15 protein-coding genes are annotated in these 15,823 nt (G+C 65.4%); 8 read left to right on the forward strand and 7 right to left on the reverse strand.

All coding sequences use genetic code 11. From position 1 onward, the window contains the following. Positions 1 to 24: 24 nt before the first annotated feature. Positions 25 to 327 (forward strand): YceK/YidQ family lipoprotein, encoded by a 303-nt coding sequence (locus GJV18_RS01480; RefSeq protein ID WP_160342953.1) that lies wholly within the window; start codon positions 25 to 27, stop codon positions 325 to 327. 12 nt (positions 328 to 339) lie between these two features. Here GJV18_RS01480 and GJV18_RS01485 read toward each other — a convergent pair whose 3' ends face one another. The 4 genes from GJV18_RS01485 to purE all read right to left on the reverse strand — a co-directional run bounded on the left by GJV18_RS01485 (position 340) and on the right by purE (position 2,832). After that, the gene (locus GJV18_RS01485) at positions 340 to 873 is read right to left on the reverse strand and encodes a DUF3299 domain-containing protein (RefSeq protein WP_160342954.1); all 534 of its coding nucleotides are present in this window, start codon (positions 871 to 873) and stop codon (positions 340 to 342) included. Positions 874 to 891: 18 nt separating this feature from the next. Next, positions 892 to 1,137 carry a GlsB/YeaQ/YmgE family stress response membrane protein gene (locus tag GJV18_RS01490; RefSeq protein ID WP_160342955.1) on the reverse strand — a complete coding sequence of 82 codons (246 nt, stop codon included), beginning with the start codon at positions 1,135 to 1,137 and terminating at the stop codon, positions 892 to 894. 113 nt (positions 1,138 to 1,250) lie between these two features. Beyond that, positions 1,251 to 2,336: a 5-(carboxyamino)imidazole ribonucleotide synthase gene (locus GJV18_RS01495; RefSeq protein WP_160342956.1), complete on the reverse strand. Its 1,086-nt coding sequence runs from the start codon at positions 2,334 to 2,336 to the stop codon at positions 1,251 to 1,253. A gap of 4 nt (positions 2,337 to 2,340) precedes the next feature. Continuing rightward, positions 2,341 to 2,832 carry a 5-(carboxyamino)imidazole ribonucleotide mutase gene (gene purE / locus GJV18_RS01500; protein WP_160342957.1) on the reverse strand — a complete coding sequence of 164 codons (492 nt, stop codon included), beginning with the start codon at positions 2,830 to 2,832 and terminating at the stop codon, positions 2,341 to 2,343. 258 nt (positions 2,833 to 3,090) lie between these two features. Between purE and GJV18_RS01505 the strand changes: the two genes are divergently transcribed. The 4 genes from GJV18_RS01505 (at position 3,091) to GJV18_RS01520 (ending at position 7,577) form a co-directional block, all read left to right on the forward strand. Further along, entirely contained in the window at positions 3,091 to 3,885 is a 795-nt protein-coding gene (locus GJV18_RS01505; RefSeq protein ID WP_160342958.1) for a hypothetical protein, read from the forward strand. 118 nt (positions 3,886 to 4,003) lie between these two features. After that, a complete protein-coding gene (locus GJV18_RS01510) occupies positions 4,004 to 4,996 on the forward strand; it encodes an AraC family transcriptional regulator (protein WP_160342959.1) in 993 nt (330 codons plus the stop codon). 322 nt (positions 4,997 to 5,318) lie between these two features. After that, positions 5,319 to 6,347 carry a histone deacetylase family protein gene (locus GJV18_RS01515; protein ID WP_160342960.1) on the forward strand — a complete coding sequence of 343 codons (1,029 nt, stop codon included), beginning with the start codon at positions 5,319 to 5,321 and terminating at the stop codon, positions 6,345 to 6,347. Positions 6,348 to 6,461: 114 nt separating this feature from the next. After that, positions 6,462 to 7,577 (forward strand): polyamine ABC transporter substrate-binding protein, encoded by a 1,116-nt coding sequence (locus GJV18_RS01520; RefSeq protein ID WP_160342961.1) that lies wholly within the window; start codon positions 6,462 to 6,464, stop codon positions 7,575 to 7,577. A gap of 81 nt (positions 7,578 to 7,658) precedes the next feature. On the opposite strand, the gene GJV18_RS01525 is transcribed toward GJV18_RS01520, so the two are convergent. Further along, a complete protein-coding gene (locus tag GJV18_RS01525; protein ID WP_160342962.1) occupies positions 7,659 to 8,732 on the reverse strand; it encodes a response regulator in 1,074 nt (357 codons plus the stop codon). Then, entirely contained in the window at positions 8,725 to 11,613 is a 2,889-nt protein-coding gene (locus GJV18_RS01530) for a hybrid sensor histidine kinase/response regulator (RefSeq protein ID WP_160342963.1), read from the reverse strand. The genes GJV18_RS01525 and GJV18_RS01530 overlap by 8 nt, the downstream gene beginning before the upstream one ends. 218 nt (positions 11,614 to 11,831) lie before the next feature. Between GJV18_RS01530 and GJV18_RS01535 the strand changes: the two genes are divergently transcribed. From GJV18_RS01535 to GJV18_RS01545, 3 genes are all read left to right on the forward strand, one after another. Continuing rightward, a complete protein-coding gene (locus GJV18_RS01535) occupies positions 11,832 to 12,515 on the forward strand; it encodes a heavy metal response regulator transcription factor (protein WP_160342964.1) in 684 nt (227 codons plus the stop codon). Between the two features lie 106 nt (positions 12,516 to 12,621). Then, positions 12,622 to 14,031, forward strand: a complete 1,410-nt coding sequence (locus tag GJV18_RS01540) for an aminotransferase class III-fold pyridoxal phosphate-dependent enzyme (RefSeq protein WP_160342965.1) — start codon at positions 12,622 to 12,624, stop codon at positions 14,029 to 14,031. 49 nt (positions 14,032 to 14,080) lie between these two features. After that, the gene (locus GJV18_RS01545; protein WP_160342966.1) at positions 14,081 to 14,824 is read left to right on the forward strand and encodes a helix-turn-helix domain-containing protein; all 744 of its coding nucleotides are present in this window, start codon (positions 14,081 to 14,083) and stop codon (positions 14,822 to 14,824) included. A 25-nt stretch (positions 14,825 to 14,849) separates the two neighbouring features. Here the strand turns inward: GJV18_RS01545 and GJV18_RS01550 are convergent, their stop codons facing one another. Continuing rightward, positions 14,850 to 15,755 (reverse strand): LysR substrate-binding domain-containing protein, encoded by a 906-nt coding sequence (locus GJV18_RS01550; RefSeq protein WP_160342967.1) that lies wholly within the window; start codon positions 15,753 to 15,755, stop codon positions 14,850 to 14,852. Positions 15,756 to 15,823: the final 68 nt, after the last annotated feature.

Consider the following 15,823-nt stretch of genomic DNA (forward strand, 5'->3'; position numbering starts at 1 on the left):
TGCAGACAGAGCAAGGACAACAACATGCCTACCCCCTATCGTCATCTGCTGCTGGGTATCCTGCTCGGCGCGCTGCTATCCGGCTGCGGCACCTTTCGCTCCAAGGAGGACGGGCAACTGGGGCATGTCTATTCAGGGGTAACGCGCACCGCAGAGGATCTGGAGTGCTATGTGGTGGTGGGCTCTTTTATGCTGTTTATCCCCACCGTCATCTACCTGTTCGACTTTCCGTTGTCGTTGCTGGCAGACACGCTGATCCTGCCAGTAGACCTGCTGAGCGCCCCCCAGGAGCCCAGAGCCGGCGCCACCTGGGTAGGCCGCTGCTGAGAGGCTCGCGCCTTAAAGGTCCGCCTCTTCCACCAACCGCACCTGCGCCGCATCCAGGGCGTAGGCGGCGTCGGCCAGGTCGTTGCTGACGGCTTCGATCTTCAGCGTGCCGCTGACCCAGAGCGGGGCGTAGATGTCTTCCAGTTCGATGCCCTTGGGGTAGCGCACCAGCACCAATTGGTTGGGCGGCGGTGGCGGCACATGGATGCAGGCACCGGGATAGGGCACCAGAAAGAACAGGGTGCTATGGCCGCGGGCGTCGGTTTCCAGGGGCACCGGGTAGCCGCCCAGGCGGATTGGCTGGTTGTCGAAGGCGGCCACCGTCTTGCTTGAGTACATCACCGCCGGCAGGTCCCGGGCCTGCTGGCGCAGGCCATCAGGGCTATAAAAGGCGCCGTCCAGTTCGGGGCCGTCATGGCTGATTTCCGGCATGGCTTCCAGAGCAAGGCGATCCGCTTCAGGCATCAGCTCCAGCCAGTCGGTTTCCGGCAGTTCGGCGCCGGCCAGGGTCGAGGCCAGCAGCAGGGGCAGCAGCAGGTAACGCATGGTGGTGCTCACAATAGGTCAGCCCTTTTTCAGAGCGCCATAGACGATCAGCAGGATCACCGCGCCCACTACCGCGCCGATAAAGCCGGCGGATTCGCCCACCTTATAAATGCCCAAGGCCTGGCCGCCATAGGTGGCCGCGATGGAACCACCGACGCCAAGCAGGATGGTCATGATCCAGCCCATGCTGTCGTTGCCGGGTTTGAGGAAGCGGGCGATCAGGCCCACGATCAGGCCGATAAAGATAATGCCGAGAATGCTCATGGCGAGCCTCCATGTCTGGATTTGGCTTAAGCGCAGAAAGTTGCAGGCACTTTGACGCTACGAGGCATTGGAGGTTCCTCGACGGGGCTGGGTGGCAGCCCCGTCGAGCCGGCTCAGGCCTTGGCGATCAGGGCCTCGACCGCTGCGATCTGCTGATCCAGGGTGGCGCGATCGGCGCAACGCAGGGTGGCGTGGCCGACCTTGCGCCCGACCTTGAAGGCCTTGCCATAGTGATGCAGATGGCAGTCGGCAATGGCGATCACCTTGTCCACCGGCGGCACTTCACCGATAAAGTTGAGCATGGCGCTCTCGCCCAGCTTGGCAGTGGAGCCCAGCGGCAGGCCAGCAACGGCGCGCAGGTGGTTCTCGAACTGACTGCACTCGGCGCCTTCGATGGTCCAGTGCCCGGAGTTGTGTACGCGCGGGGCGATCTCGTTGGCTTTCAGGCCGCCATCCACCTCGAAGAACTCGAAGGCCAGCACGCCGACGTAATCGAGCTTTTCCAGCACGCGACCGACGTAATCTTCGGCCAGGCTCTGCAGCGGGTGATCGGTGCTGGCCACGGAGAGGGCGAGAATGCCGCTGTCATGGCGGTTGTGCACCAGCGGGTAGAAGCGGGTTTCGCCATCGCGGGCACGCACCGCCACCAGGGATACTTCGCCGCTAAAGGGCACAAAGCCTTCGAGGATGCAGGGCACGCTACCCAGTTCGGCAAAGGCGCCGACCACATCTTCGGGCTTGCGCAGCACCTTCTGTCCCTTGCCGTCATAGCCCAGGGTGCGGGTCTTCATCACTGCCGGCAGGCCGATGGCGGCCACGGCCGCATCCAGATCGGTTTGCGACTGGATATCGGCGAACTCCGGGGTGGGAATGCCCAGATCCTTGAACATGGATTTTTCAAACCAGCGGTCGCGGGCGATACGCAGGGCCTCGGCGCTGGGATAGACCGGGACGAACTGGGAGAGGAAGGCCACGGTTTCGGCCGGCACGCTTTCGAATTCGAAGGTGACCAGGTCCACTTCATCGGCCAGCTGGCGCAGGTGATCCTGATCGCCGTAATCGGCGCGGATATGCTCGCCCAGGGCGGCGGCGCAGGCATCCGGCGCCGGGTCGAGGAAGGCGAAGTTCATCCCCAGCGGGGTGCCTGCCAGGGCCAACATGCGGCCCAGCTGGCCGCCACCGATTACACCGATCTTCATCGCATCAGGCCTCGCGTGGGTCCGGGTTTTCCAGAACAGATTCGGTCTGCTCGGCGCGGAACGCCTTGAGGCGCTCGTGGAACTGCGGGTGCTGGTGACCGAGGATGCTCGCCGCCAGCAGCGCCGCATTCACCGCACCGGCCTTGCCGATGGCCAGGGTGGCCACCGGAATACCGGCGGGCATCTGCACGATGGACAGCAGCGAATCGACGCCCGAGAGCACCGCCGACTGCACCGGCACGCCGAGCACCGGCAGGTGGGTCTTGGCCGCGCACATGCCCGGCAGGTGGGCGGCGCCGCCGGCACCGGCGATGATCACTTGAATGCCGCGCTCCTCAGCCTGTTCGGCGTACTGGAAGAGCAGATCCGGGGTGCGGTGGGCGGACACCACCTGGACCTCGTAAGGGATGCTCAGCTTGTCCAGCATCTCGGCGGTGTGGCTAAGGGTGGACCAGTCGGACTTGGAGCCCATGATCACGCCTACCAGTGCGCTCATCAACGTGCCTCTTCTTTGTCGGGCGCCCGCAGGCGCGGCAAAAACCAACAAGCCACGCGGGAGAACCGGCGTGGCTTGTCTGCGAAGTCGGGCCGGGTGGTGCCGGCCGAGGGCCGCGCAGTATACCGCAAAGCCAGGGCTGGCGAGCATCTGCCATAACCGTTTGTCGTGGGCAAAGCCCTGGCCGGACTTCGCGCACAGAACCCAGTCGCCCCGGCCGCTATACTGCCCGGCCCATTTATCTGCAAGGAAGCCATCATGACAAGGCTGTCACTGCTGTTGATCAGCACCCTCTTCACACTCAACGCCGCTGCCCTGGAGCTGGCCAAATATCCCCAGGTATTCGACGCTGGTCAGGGTATCAGCCTGACGCTGGCCCCCAGCAGCGACGGCACACAGGCTCTGGTACAGGTCAGCGGCATCAACCATGCGCTGGACGGCGTTGTGCTGCTGACCGAAATCAAGGAGCGTGGCAATGACGAGCGCGACTACCGCACCCGCCTGGACGGTCGCGACTACAACCTGCTGTTGCAGCGCAATGCCTGGGGCAGCCCGCGTTATCAGCTCAACCTGCCCGGCACCGACGGTTTCCAGCTGAGCTTCAACGAAACCAGGACCCAGGCCGCCAAACCGGCCAAGCTGCTGGCCCTGTACCAGCAGCAGAAGAAACAGGGCGTGCAGGACAAGCTGGCGCGCTTCGACCGCGAGCAACGTGTGACTGATTTCACCGCGCAACTGCAACAGATCGACCAGGACGCCTCCAAGGCCTGCGGCACGCCGCTGAGCACCCGGGTCGAGTGGAGCGCTCTGGACGACGAGCAACTGATGCGCCTGAGCGTGCCGAGCTTCTGCGGCGAAGTGGTGCGCCAGGCTGCCAACCTGTGCGAACGCGGCGCACCGCACCAAGAGCGGGTCGCCGGCATCCAGCAGGTGCAGTGCCAGTTTGGCGAACGCATCCAGCTGCGCGAGCAGAACACCACCCTGACCTTTACCACCCACGCCGAAGAGCCCAACCAGGGCGACTTTATCAACGCCTTCCTGCGTAATCGCTGAGCCCCTGGCGCAGGCGTCCCCGAGGCGCCTGCGCCTTGTCCCATCCGCTGATAAGCCCCGTGCTGCGGCATACTTCTTGCCTTGTTCCAGGCTGGACAAACGGATGCGGTTGCCCCCGATGTTGCACGCCCACCTCACCACCCTGCATGTGGTGTCCCTGATTCTCGGCCTGTTCGTCGAGCAGCCCGAGCTGACCGATCAGCTCCTGGCCGGCAGCGGCATCGCCGCGGCTGACCTGGGCTGCAGCGACACCCGCATCACCCGCACCCAGGAGCTGCAGGTGTGCGCCAACGCCCTCAGGTTGCGCGCCGATCTGGGCCTGGAGCTGGGTCGGCGCATGCACGTCTCGGCCTATGGCATGGTGGGTTACGCCGCCCTGTCCAGTGCCACCTTTGGTGACGCCTGGCGCCTGATGCTGCACTACCCGGCCCTGCTCGGCACCTATTTCCGGCTGGACCTGCAGGTGGAGGGTGAACTGGCCTGGGTCAGCGCCGCCGACTATCGCCACGCCGCCGAACTGGAAGTGTTCAACGTTGAAATGTGCCTGGCCTCGCTCAAGCTGATCTGCGATGACCTGCTGGGCCAGCCGCTGCCCCTGAGCGCCGCCCAGTTCCGCTATGCCGAACCGGCCTACAGCGAGCGCTACCCCCTGAGCTTCGCCTGCCCGTTGGGCTTCAACGCCCAGCGCAACGCCTTTGCCTTCCCCGCCGCCTGGCTGGACCAGCGCCTGCCCCTGGCCGACCCGGTGACCCACAACGAGATGCTGGCCCGCTGCCGCAAGCAGAACGCCGAATTCACCACACGCCAGGCCTGGCTCGGGCGCATCCGCCAGCTGCTCGCCGAACAGCTGACCGAGCCCCCCGGCCTGGAGCGCCTGGCCCAGCAGATGCACTGCTCGCCGCGCACCCTGCGCCGCCATCTGCAGGAGCTGGGCACCCACTACCAGGAACTGCTCGACGAGCTGCGCTTCGAACGCGCCAAGACCCTGCTCGGCCAGGAAGACTGGCCCATCTGCCGCATCGCCGAATACCTGGGCTTTAGTGAAACCGCCAGCTTCCGCCATGCCTTCCAGCGCTGGAGCGGCGTGCCACCCAGCCGCTTCCGGTCTTGAGCATATCGTAGGGTGGATAACGCTCTTTTCATCCACCGCTTTGCCAGGGCCTGGTGGATGGGTAAAGCGCCATCCACCCTACAGAACTGCGTGTTAGCCCCTATGCTCTTCAAATCCGTAGGGTGGGCAACCGCGCAGCGTTGCCCACCGTAAAGTGGCGTACCGACCCAGTGCTATCGCGCCACGCCCCTGAAAATCGCCTCCGGCCAGCTTATTTGGCCATATCGATCCCCTTTTGGCCGTTATCAGCGTTCTTCAACCCGCCCGCGAGGCGAACAATGAATCCCAGAACAAGCACAACAACCAGCCTGGGAGCCAGCCAATGCTGACCTTTTACAGCGACGACCATCACCTGCACCACGGCAGCTGCGAGCTGATCGATGGCCAGCTGATGCCCTGCTTCGAGAAGCCGCAACGCGCCGACCATATCCTGCAGCGGGTCAAGGACCGCCAGATTGGCGAGGTGCGCCCGCCCCTGGACTTCGGCCGCGCGCCCATCGAGCGCATCCACAGCACCGCCTACCTGGATTTCTTCGAAAATGCCTGGAGCCGCTGGGTCGGCCAAGGCGGCAAGGGCGATCTGCTGCCCTTCACCTGGCCGGCGCGCACCCTGCGCGCGGTGATCCCCAGGGATCTGCACGGCCAGCTCGGCTACTACAGCTTCGATGGCGGCGCGCCGATTACCGCCGGTACCTGGCAGGCCGCCTACAGCGCCGCGCAAGTGGCCCTGAGCGCCCAGCAGGAAATTGCCAACGGCGCCCATAGCGCCTTTGCCCTGTGCCGTCCGCCAGGCCACCACGCCGCCGGCGAGCTGATGGGTGGCTACTGCTACCTGAACAACGCCGCCATCGCCGCCCAGGCCTTTCTCGACCAGGGCCGCCAGCGCGTGGCCATCCTCGATGTCGACTACCACCACGGCAACGGCACCCAGGACATCTTCTACCAGCGCGACGACGTGCTGTTCGCCTCCATCCATGGCGACCCGGCCGAGGAGTTTCCCTTCTTCCTCGGCTACGCGGATGAGCGCGGCGAGGGCGCCGGCGAAGGCTGCAACTTCAACTACCCGCTGCCCATGGGCAGCCCCTGGGCCGTCTGGAGCGCGGCGCTGGACGATGCCTGCCAGCGCATCGCCGAGTACGGCGCCGAGGTGATCATCGTGTCGCTCGGGGTGGACACCTTCAAGGACGACCCGATCTCCCAGTTCAAGCTGGACAGCCCGGACTACCTGGCCATGGGCAAGCGCATCGCCGCCCTGGGCAAACCGACCCTGTTCGTCATGGAAGGCGGTTATGCGGTGGAAGCCATCGGGGTCAACGCGGTGAATGTGCTGGAAGGTTTCGAGGGCCGGTAGCCGGTAGGGTGGACGACGCTTTTTTCGTCCACCGTTGGCGCCACACGTACCTGTGGTGGATGGATAAAGCGCCATCCACCCTACGTTCAAAACGTCTGAAAAGGGTGAGACACAATGAAAACAATCCAACACCTGCTGGGCGCCGCACTCTGCGGCGCCACCCTGCTGGCCACGGCCGTGCAGGCACAGACCACCGAGCAGAAACCGCGCGAGCTGCGCGTCTACAACTGGGCGGACTATATGCTGCCCGAGGTGCCCAAGGCATTTCAGGAAAAAAGCGGCATCCAGCTGACCTGGGACGTGTTCGACACCAACGAATCCCTGGAGGCCAAGCTGCTCACCGGCAACTCCGGCTATGACCTGGTGGTGCCCAGCAACACCTTCCTCGACACCCAGATCAAGGCCGGGGTGTTCCAGAAGCTGGACAAGAGCAAGCTGCCCAACTGGAAGAACCTCGACCCCAAGCTGCTGGAGCTGATCCGTACCAACGACCCGGACAACCAGTACGCCGTGCCCTATATGTATGGCACCACCCTGATCGGCTTCAACCCGGACAAGGTCAAGGCGGCCCTCGGCGAGGATGCGCCGGTCAACAGCTGGGACCTGATCTTCGATGAGAAATACGTCAGCAAGCTGGCCCAGTGCGGCGTGACCATGCTCGACTCGCCCAGCGAGATCCTGCCCATCGCCCTGCACTACCTGGGCCTGGATCCCAACAGCAGCAATCCGGCCGACTACGACAAGGCCAACGCGCTGATGCTGAAGATCCGCCCGCATATCCGCTACTTCCACTCGGCCAAGTACATGAACGATATCGCCAACGGCGAAATCTGCGTGGCCATCGGCTACTCCGGCAGCTTCTACCAGTTCGCCAACCGCGCCAAGGAAGCCGGCAACGGCGTGGTGGTGGACTGGCGCCTGCCCAAGGAAGGCGCGCCGCTGTGGTACGACTCCTTCGTGATCCCGAAAAGCGCGAAGAACGTCGAGGAGGCCCATGAGTTCCTCGACAACCTGCTGCGCCCGGAAGTGGTGGCGCCGATCAGCGACTTCCTCGGCTACCCCAACCCCAACCAGGGTGGCATGCAGCTGGTCAGCAGCGAGATCCGCGACAACCCCGGCCTGACGCCTACCGCCGAAGCCCAGGAAACCCTCTACGTGCTGCAGCCCCTGCCGCGCGCCATCGAGCGCATCCGCACGCGGATCTGGACGGCAATCAAGTCGGGCACCTGAGCCAACGCCCTCGGCCCAGTACCCTGGTTGCAAACGCCAGGGCTCCGGGCCGAGGCAGCACGGCTGGCCGGGCCCATGGCGTTAGCCGACTGACGCACAGGGCGGCTCGGACAGTTCCCGCTGCACCGCCTCGAATTCATCGAACAGCTCGCAGGCCACTTCCACCAGATGGGGATCGAAGTGCTGGCCGGCCTGTTCGCGGATAAAGGTCTGGGCCCGTTCGGCACTCCAGGGCTGCTTGTACGGCCGGCTGGCGCGCAGGGCGTCGTACACATCGCAAATGGCCACGATCCGGGCCGACAGCGGAATAGCCTCCCCGGCCAGCCCACGCGGGTAACCCGTGCCATCCCACTTCTCATGGTGATGAAGGGCAATTTCCGCAGCCAGGTCCAGCAAGGGTGAGCGCGCCTGATCCAGCAGAATATCGTGGCCGATCTGTGCATGACGGCACATGACCGTACGCTCCTCGGCGGTAAGGGGCCCCTGCTTGAGCAGGATCGAGTCGGCGATGCCGATCTTGCCGACGTCATGCATGGGCGCCGCCAGGCGCAGCAATTCAACCCAGGGCGCCGGCTTACCCAGGGCCTGCGCCATCCGCGCCGCCAGGGCACCGATACGCATGATGTGGTTGCCGGTTTCATTGTCCTTGTAATCGGCGGCCCGGGTCAGCCCGCGAATCACCGCCTGAAAACTCTCCTCCAGCTGGCGGGTACGCTCGGCCACCTTGCGTTCCAGCCCGTCGCGCTCTTCCAGCAAGGCCCGTCGGGCGCTGCTCAGTTGCAGGTTGCTGTTGACCCGCAAGAGCAGCTCGGGCAGGTCGAGCGGCTTGCAGATGTAATCGTTGGCGCCCAGCACCAGGCCACGGCGGCGATCCTGAGGATCCCCCAGGGCCGTCACGATAATCACCGGCTGACGCATGCGGTCGCGCCCGGCCAGGGCCTTGAGTATCTCGAAACCACTGGGATGCGGCATGTCGAGGTCGAGCAGGAGCAGATCCCAGGGGTTGTTCTGCAACCACTGCAGCCCGGCAGCCGAATCACTGAAGCCCTGCACCTGACGCAGGCCGAAGGCGCGCAGGCTGGATTCGAGCAGGCGCAGATTGGCCGCAATGTCGTCAATCACCACAACCTGGGCAGAACGGAAATCATTAAGCATGTTCGATCGTCTCATGCAGCAGAGCGCCCACCAGGCCGCGCAGTTCTTCAAGGTCCAGGGGCTTGCCGAGCAGGCCCTGGCAGTCCAGTTCGTGCAGGCGCTGCAGGTCATCCATCGCGCTCAGGATGATCACCGGCAACGCACGCCCCTGCGGGCTGCGGCGTAACTCGCCCAGCAGCGAAATGCCATCCAGCCCAGGCAGGTTGATATCCAGCAACAGCAGTGCAGGCGGCTCCTTGAGCAACAACTCCAGGGCCTCGCGGCCATCGCCGATCACCTCCACCTCGGCCAGGTCGGCCAGGGCCTTGCGCACCAGAAACTGGCTGGCCGGGTTGTCCTCGACATAGAACAGCCGTGGCAGATCGGTGACGGCCGGCGCGCGCACGGCAGGCACCTGCTCGGCCTGCTCGACCAGGGGCAACTCGATCCAGAAGCTGCTGCCGATGCCCGGCTCACTGTGCAGGCCCATATGACCGCCCATAAGCTCGGCGAACTCGCGGCACAGGGCCAGGCCGATGCCGGTGCCCTGGATTGCCGAATTCTCCCGCCCCAGGCGCTGGAAGGGCTCGAACAACTGGGCCTGCAGCGCCGGCGCAATACCCAGGCCGGTGTCCTCCACCAGCAGGCGGATATGCCCCGCCGCCACCTGATAGCTGAGCGTCACCTGCCCATCCGGGCGGTTGTACTTGAGGGCGTTGGCCAGCAGGTTGAGCAGCACCTGGCGCAGGCGCCGGGGATCGGCCATGACCTGCACGGGCTGGGCGGGTCGGTCGAGGTTGAAGGCAAGGTCCTGATCCTGAGCCTGCAGGCGTACCAGATCGGCACATTCGGCCATCAGCGGCCCCACATCCACCACCTGCAAGACCAGCTCCGGGCGCTCGGCCTGCACGGCGGACAGGTCCAGCACGTCGGCCACCAGCTGGTCCAGGTGCTGGCTGGCCTTGAGGATCTCATCAAGGTAGTCGGCATGCTCGGCGCCCGCACCGCTCTGCCGCTCCATGCGCATCAGCTGGGCAAAGCCCTGGATGGCATTGAGCGGGGTGCGCAGCTCGTGGCTGACACTGGAGATAAAGCGCGACTTGGCCCGACTGGCTTCCTGGGCCTGCAGGGTCGCCCGACGCAGTTCCTCCTCGACGCGCTTGAGGTCGTCGATGTCGATATGGGTACCGGCCAACTGGCTGACCGCGCCGGTGTGCGGATCACGCGCCAGCACCCGACCGCGGCTGAGCAGCCAGTAGTACTGGCCCGAGGCATCGCGGATACGGAACTTGGTCTGGTACTCATCGCGGCTGCCCCGGTCGAGCTCGGCCAGCACGGCCTCGATCTGCTCGCGGTCTTCGGGATGAACACGCTGCATAAAGGCTGCAGGGTCATTGAAGTGGTCACCCACCCCCAGGCGGGTCACCAGACGCCCGCGCAGCTGCACCTGCTGCGCGGCCAGGTCCCACTCCCAGAGGCTCTCGGTGGCGCTGTCGAGCACCAGTTCCAGGCGTTGCTGGGTGAGACTGCGCGCCTGCTCACTCTGCTCCAGCTGCGCGCCCATGCTCAGGGCATGCTCAGCCACTTCCTCGAATTCACGGATCGCCATGGCCGCGTGCGCCGGGCGCCAGTGGCCGGCCCCGATCTCCTTCATCATCGCCGAGATGCCCGCGATCATGCCTTGCAGCTGGCGGCTCAGCTTCAGGCTGCGCAGCCACATAAAGCTGAAGAACAGCAGGTAGAACAGCACCAGACCGGCGATCAGCAGATAACCGATCTGCTGGTAATGACTGGCCAGGCTGTTGGTCTGGGCGAACACATCCGCTTCCTCGACCACCGTCAGCAGGTGCCAGCCGGTCTGGGCAATGGTCGACCAGGCCACCAGATGGGCACGCCCGTTGAAGAACACCCGCTCGACGCCCTCCGGCTGCCGCGCCATGACCTCGGCCAGGCCACGGGTGGCCGCCTGCTGGTGCAGGTTGAAGTCCTCGGGCTTGAACAGCTCGCGGCGGATGGCTTCCTCGTAACTGTGCCGGGTCAGCTCGTCCAGGCCGAAGTCCTCCTCGGCGGCCGGCGGCATGGCCATGATGCTCAGGTCCTTGCCCACCAGCATGGCGTAGCCATTCCAGGGCACCTGCAGCTGGCCAATTTCACTGAGCAGGCCGCTGACGGTGATATCCAGCCCGGTCACCCCCTCAAGGAAATCACCCCGGTAGACCGGCGCGATCGCCGACATCATCCAGCCATGGCCGGCCGGATCCAGGTAGACATCGGTCCAGACCACATCCCGCGTCGGGTTCCGCCCGGCATCGGCCAGGTAGTAGAAGTTGTAGTCGGGGATGACCATGTCATGGGGGTACTGTTGCGGGGTGTTGAACCAGGGATAGATGTAGTTGAGGCTGTCCCAGCTGTTGAAGTAGATGCTGGCCACCAGCGGGTTCTGCGCCTGGATCTGCTGCATCAACGGGTCCAGACGGCTCAGGCGGGCGACCTTGTCCAGATCCTGGCGCGCCGCCGGGGTGGCATTGGAATAGAACACCGCAGCCCCGCCGAGGTCCTCCGGGCTGTAGCGCACCCCCTCGGCACTCAGGGCCAGGTTGTCGGCGGCCGCCGCAGCCGGGCTGCTCAGGGCCTTGGCCGTCAGCTCGGTGTAGAGCCGGGCCAGGGCGTCGATCCGCACCAGTTGCTCGCCCACGATGTGCGACTCGCGGCGCGCCGTGGTCTGCAGATCGCCCAGCGCCGTTTCACGCAGGTGGCCGATCTGGGCATCGCGGATTTCGCTATTGGTCAGCAGGTAGGCGCCAATCAGCACCGTCTCGACCAGCAGCAACGGGATCAGGGCACTTTGCAGAAAGGCGCGCCAGATCCATTTGCGCAGGCCAAAGGCGGGGGTATGGGACATGATTCAAGGTTCCGGAAGGCAAGGGGCCATGCAAGGCCCCGGTCGGAGCCGGGCTGGTGTGCGGCGGCGCCGTTCGGCTAAGGTGAAGGGACGCGAGTGTAGTGCCGGAAGCATGACGTCAAACTGACATCATCATTACATCGGCGTAAGCTTGCTCAAGTCCCGGCGCTGCCTGCACAGCGCCTGTGCCGCACAGGATAGAAACCAGGGTTCAAGCCATGAAGCTGCTGATTGCCGAAGACGATAACGAGCTGCGCGCCTACCTGCGCACCAGCCTGATGGCCTCGGGCTTTGTCGTGGATGCAGTGGCCAACGGCGTCAATGTGCTGGCCTATCTCAAGAGCAGTAGCTATGACCTGCTGATTCTCGATGTGATGATGCCCGGCATGGACGGCCTGGAAGTACTGCGCCGCATCCGCACCAGTGACAATCAGGTGCCGGTGCTGATGCTCAGTGGCCGGCATCTGGTCGAGGATCGGGTCAAGGGCCTGGAACTGGGCGCCGACGACTACCTGATCAAACCCTTCGCCCTCACCGAGCTGCTGGCACGGGTCAATACCCTGCTGCGCCGCCGCAGCAGCCAACCCCAGGAAACCCGGCTGGCGGTGGCCGACCTCGAACTCGACCTGATCTCGCGCAAGGCCAGCCGTGGCGGGCGCCGCATCGAGCTGACCAGCCGCGAGTTTGTGCTGCTCGAACTGCTGCTGCGCCGCCGTGACGAGGCGCTGTCCAAGTCCCTGATCGCGTCCCAGGTCTGGGGCATCGACTTCGACAGCGGCACCAATGTTATCGAGGTGGCCATTCGCCGCCTGCGCGCCAAGATCGACGACGACTTCGAGGTCAAGCTGATCCATACCGTGCGCGGTATGGGGTACCGACTGGAAGTCCCCACGACGCCCTGAGACGGCGCCTTGCACAAACACCGCGGTTTTCGCGCGGATCCGCACGAAAATCCGCTGCATCGAAACACTGGCAGACTGGCGCAAACCCAAGGTCGAGGAGCCCGCCATGTCTCAGCACATCGAACTGCCAGAAGTCGTCACCGCCCTGCCGGGGCCGAAGAGCCGCGAGCTGTTTGCCCGCTACACCCCGCATATGACCGGCAGCAACGCCGACCACAGCATCTACCCGCTGGTGCAACGCAGCCGCCGCGGCGATCTGATTGTCGATGCCGACAACAACCGTTTCGCCGATCACCTGTCAGCCTGGGGCGCCTCGCCCTACGGCCCGACCCCGCCCTCGGTGCGCGAGGCCATGGCCCAGGCCTGGGACCGCCACGGCATGCAGATCAGCGGCTGGCTGAACAACGACGCCGCCCTGCCGCTGGTGGAGAAGCTGGCGCAGATCGCCCCCGGACGAATCAACCGGGTCGAATATTCGGTGTCCGGCACCCTGGCGGTGGAAGGCGCGGTTAAATTCATGCGCGAGGCCAGCAAGCGTCCGCTGATCATCACCTTCGGCGGCCAGTACCACGGCGAGTCCACCTATATGACCGCCGGCGCCTCCAGCGACCTGTCCAACGTTTCCTCGGGGCGCACCCAGTTTGTCTCCGGGGTGGTCATGGTGCCCTACCCCAATCGCTTCCGTTCCGCCTTCCGCAAGGGCCCGGGTCCGTTCGACGACTGCGAGGTGCTCGACTACCTGGAGTACCTGCTGGTGCAACAGGTGCATCCCGGCCAGGTGGCTGGCGTGCTGATCGAGCCGGTGCTCGGCGAAGGCGGCATCCATGCACCGTCGCAGGCCTTCTGGGACCGCCTCGGCGCGCTGTGCAAGCGCTGGGGCTGGCTGCTGTGCCTGGATGAGGTGCAGACCTGCATGGGCCGCTGCGGCGAAATGTTCGCCATGCAGCGCTGGCACAACATCGATCCCGACCTGATCCTGCTGGGCAAGGCCTTCGCCGCCGGCGGCCAGCCGATTGCGGCGATCCTCGGCACCGACCAGGTGATGGCGCAGACCGATCTGCACCTGGGCAGCACCTACGGCTTTGCCCCGGCCGCCTGCGCCGGCGCCCTGGCCGGCATCGAGCTGATCGAGGCTGGTGGCGTGCTGGAAAACGCCCGTCTGCTGGAGCACCTGTTCTACGAGCACATGCGCCCGCTCAAGGAGGAAATCGAACAGGTCGGCGACGTGCGCGCAGTCGGCGCCATGGCCGCCATCGAGTTCGTCCAGAGCAAGGCCAGCCACGCCCCAGCGCCGGCCTTCCAGTACGCCGTGCACCATGCCGTGCTGCGCCGTGGGGTGCTCGGCATCAGCCAGCGCGGCAAGTGGCACTACCGCCTGCAGCCGGCCCTGACCATGACGCCGGAGGTGTTCGAGTTCAGCTGCCGGGCCATTGCCGAGGCCATCCGTGAAGTCGCCGAGAACCCGCCACAGGAAGCCGGCAGCGTCCAGGAAGCCGCCGCCAGCGCACTGCGCTGATCCCTACCTTGGGCTAGTATGCGCGGCAGTTCCCCGAACCGGAGAGAGCATGCCGCGTGACCCTCTGAGCAGCGCAACCCTGCGTATCGTCGACCAGCACAATGCCTGCTGGGGACGCGGCGATGTCGCCGGGGTGGAAGCGCTGTACCACCCCGAGATGCAGTTTATCGAGCACTTCAGCGGCCGCAGCTTCCAGGGCGAAGCCCTGCGCCGCCATGTCCGCGCGATCATCGCGCGCAGCGCGCTGGACAGCCTGGAATACCTTGATCGTCCAAGGGTCGATGGCGACACCGCCTTTGTCCGCTATCGCGAGGTGATCCGCTCGGCCGAGGGCAGCGCCCTGCTCAGCTTCTCGGCCTGCGATGCGGTGCGGGTGGTGGACGGGCTGATAATCGAGATCAACGAATACGCCCTGGTGCAGCAACCGGCCGGCAGCGCAAAGCCGCAGAACGCCGCACGCAAGATCGGCCTGGGCCCGCGCGCCCTGGGTTATCTGCTCAACGACCTGGCGCTGTATTTCCAGCAGCAACAGCCCTACCTCGACCCGGGCCTGTCACTGCCCGCCGTGGCCGAGGCCTGCGGCTACACCCGCAACCAGATTTCCTACGCCCTGAACCAGGGCCTGGGGCTGACCTTCTACCAGTACGTCAACCGCGCGCGCATCGCCCATGTGCTGGCCAGCGATCCCGGCCTGGGCGTGCTGGAACAGGCCCGTGCGGCAGGCTTTCGCTCCACCAGCACCTTCTACGCCGCCTACAAGGCGGTGACCGGCACCTCGCCCGGCGCCCGCTAGCAGAAGTTGAAAAACCACCTGCGCGTCAGGCGGCGCCCACCCCACCTTCCAGCTTGCGCCAGAGCAGGCGCACCGCCGCCTTGCGCACCAAGGCGCAGCGGTACAGGCGGATTTCCAGGGGCACCTGCCACTGCTCACCGCCGCAGACCACCAGCTCGCCGCGGGCCAGTTCGGCGGTCACCGACAGCCGCGGCACCCAGGCCACCCCCATGCCCTGCAGGGCCATGCTTTTCAGGCTGTCGGCCATGGCGGTTTCGTACACCGTGGTCGAACGCAGGGCGCGCTGGCGCAGCAACAGGTTGACCGAGCGGCCGAGGAAGGCTCCGGCACTGTAGGCCAGCAGCGGCACGCTGTGGCCGGCGTCCAGGCTGAACAGTGGCTCGCCGTCCTCGCCCACCGCGCATACCGGCAGCATCTCGGTCCGCCCCAGGTGCAGGGAGGGGAAGATCTCCGGGTCCATCTGCAGCGAGGCATCCGGGTCGTAGTAGGCGAGGATCAGGTCACAGGCGCCATCGCGCAGCGAGTGCACCGCCTCGCCGACGTTGGTCGCCACCAGGCGCGTGGTCAGCGGCAGGCCCTCGCGGCGCAGTCGGGCGATCCACTCGGGGAAGAAGCCCAGGGTCAGGGAATGGGCGGCGGCAATCTGCAGCATCTCGCCCTGCTGGCCCTCCAGATTGTGCAGATGGCGCACCACCTCACCCAGCTGCTCGACCATATTGCGCGCGGTGACCAGAAACAGCTGGCCGGATTCGGTCAGCTCGATGGGCGTGCAGCTACGATCCACCAGGCACAGGCCCAGGGCACCTTCCAGACTGCGGATGCGCCGGCTGAAGGCCGGCTGGGTGACAAAGCGCCGGGCCGCCGCCTGGGAAAAACTGCGGGTGGCGGCCAGGGTCACGAAGTCTTCCAGCCATTTGCTTTCCAGGTTCATCGCCTCTCCTGTTTTGTAGGGTGGATGACGCTCTTTTCATCCACCGCGCCGCCGGGATCGATTGTGGT

This window comes from Pseudomonas xionganensis (genome assembly GCF_009763245.1).
GTDB classification, from domain to species: Bacteria; Pseudomonadota; Gammaproteobacteria; order Pseudomonadales; family Pseudomonadaceae; genus Aquipseudomonas; species Aquipseudomonas xionganensis.

What these genes read in the sequence shown, in the direction of transcription:
- GJV18_RS01535 (WP_160342964.1), top strand. Translation starts at nt 11,832, where the DNA reads ATGAAGCTGCTGATTGCCGAAGACGATAACGAGCTGCGCGCCTACCTG.
- GJV18_RS01550 (WP_160342967.1), bottom strand. Translation starts at nt 15,755, where the DNA reads ATGAACCTGGAAAGCAAATGGCTGGAAGACTTCGTGACCCTGGCCGCC.
- GJV18_RS01505 (WP_160342958.1), top strand. Translation starts at nt 3,091, where the DNA reads ATGACAAGGCTGTCACTGCTGTTGATCAGCACCCTCTTCACACTCAAC.
- GJV18_RS01545 (WP_160342966.1), top strand. Translation starts at nt 14,081, where the DNA reads ATGCCGCGTGACCCTCTGAGCAGCGCAACCCTGCGTATCGTCGACCAG.
- GJV18_RS01510 (WP_160342959.1), top strand. Translation starts at nt 4,004, where the DNA reads ATGTTGCACGCCCACCTCACCACCCTGCATGTGGTGTCCCTGATTCTC.
- purE (WP_160342957.1), bottom strand. Translation starts at nt 2,832, where the DNA reads ATGAGCGCACTGGTAGGCGTGATCATGGGCTCCAAGTCCGACTGGTCC.
- GJV18_RS01515 (WP_160342960.1), top strand. Translation starts at nt 5,319, where the DNA reads ATGCTGACCTTTTACAGCGACGACCATCACCTGCACCACGGCAGCTGC.
- GJV18_RS01540 (WP_160342965.1), top strand. Translation starts at nt 12,622, where the DNA reads ATGTCTCAGCACATCGAACTGCCAGAAGTCGTCACCGCCCTGCCGGGG.
- GJV18_RS01480 (WP_160342953.1), top strand. Translation starts at nt 25, where the DNA reads ATGCCTACCCCCTATCGTCATCTGCTGCTGGGTATCCTGCTCGGCGCG.
- GJV18_RS01495 (WP_160342956.1), bottom strand. Translation starts at nt 2,336, where the DNA reads ATGAAGATCGGTGTAATCGGTGGCGGCCAGCTGGGCCGCATGTTGGCC.
- GJV18_RS01490 (WP_160342955.1), bottom strand. Translation starts at nt 1,137, where the DNA reads ATGAGCATTCTCGGCATTATCTTTATCGGCCTGATCGTGGGCCTGATC.
- GJV18_RS01485 (WP_160342954.1), bottom strand. Translation starts at nt 873, where the DNA reads ATGCGTTACCTGCTGCTGCCCCTGCTGCTGGCCTCGACCCTGGCCGGC.
- GJV18_RS01520 (WP_160342961.1), top strand. Translation starts at nt 6,462, where the DNA reads ATGAAAACAATCCAACACCTGCTGGGCGCCGCACTCTGCGGCGCCACC.
- GJV18_RS01525 (WP_160342962.1), bottom strand. Translation starts at nt 8,732, where the DNA reads ATGCTTAATGATTTCCGTTCTGCCCAGGTTGTGGTGATTGACGACATT.
- GJV18_RS01530 (WP_160342963.1), bottom strand. Translation starts at nt 11,613, where the DNA reads ATGTCCCATACCCCCGCCTTTGGCCTGCGCAAATGGATCTGGCGCGCC.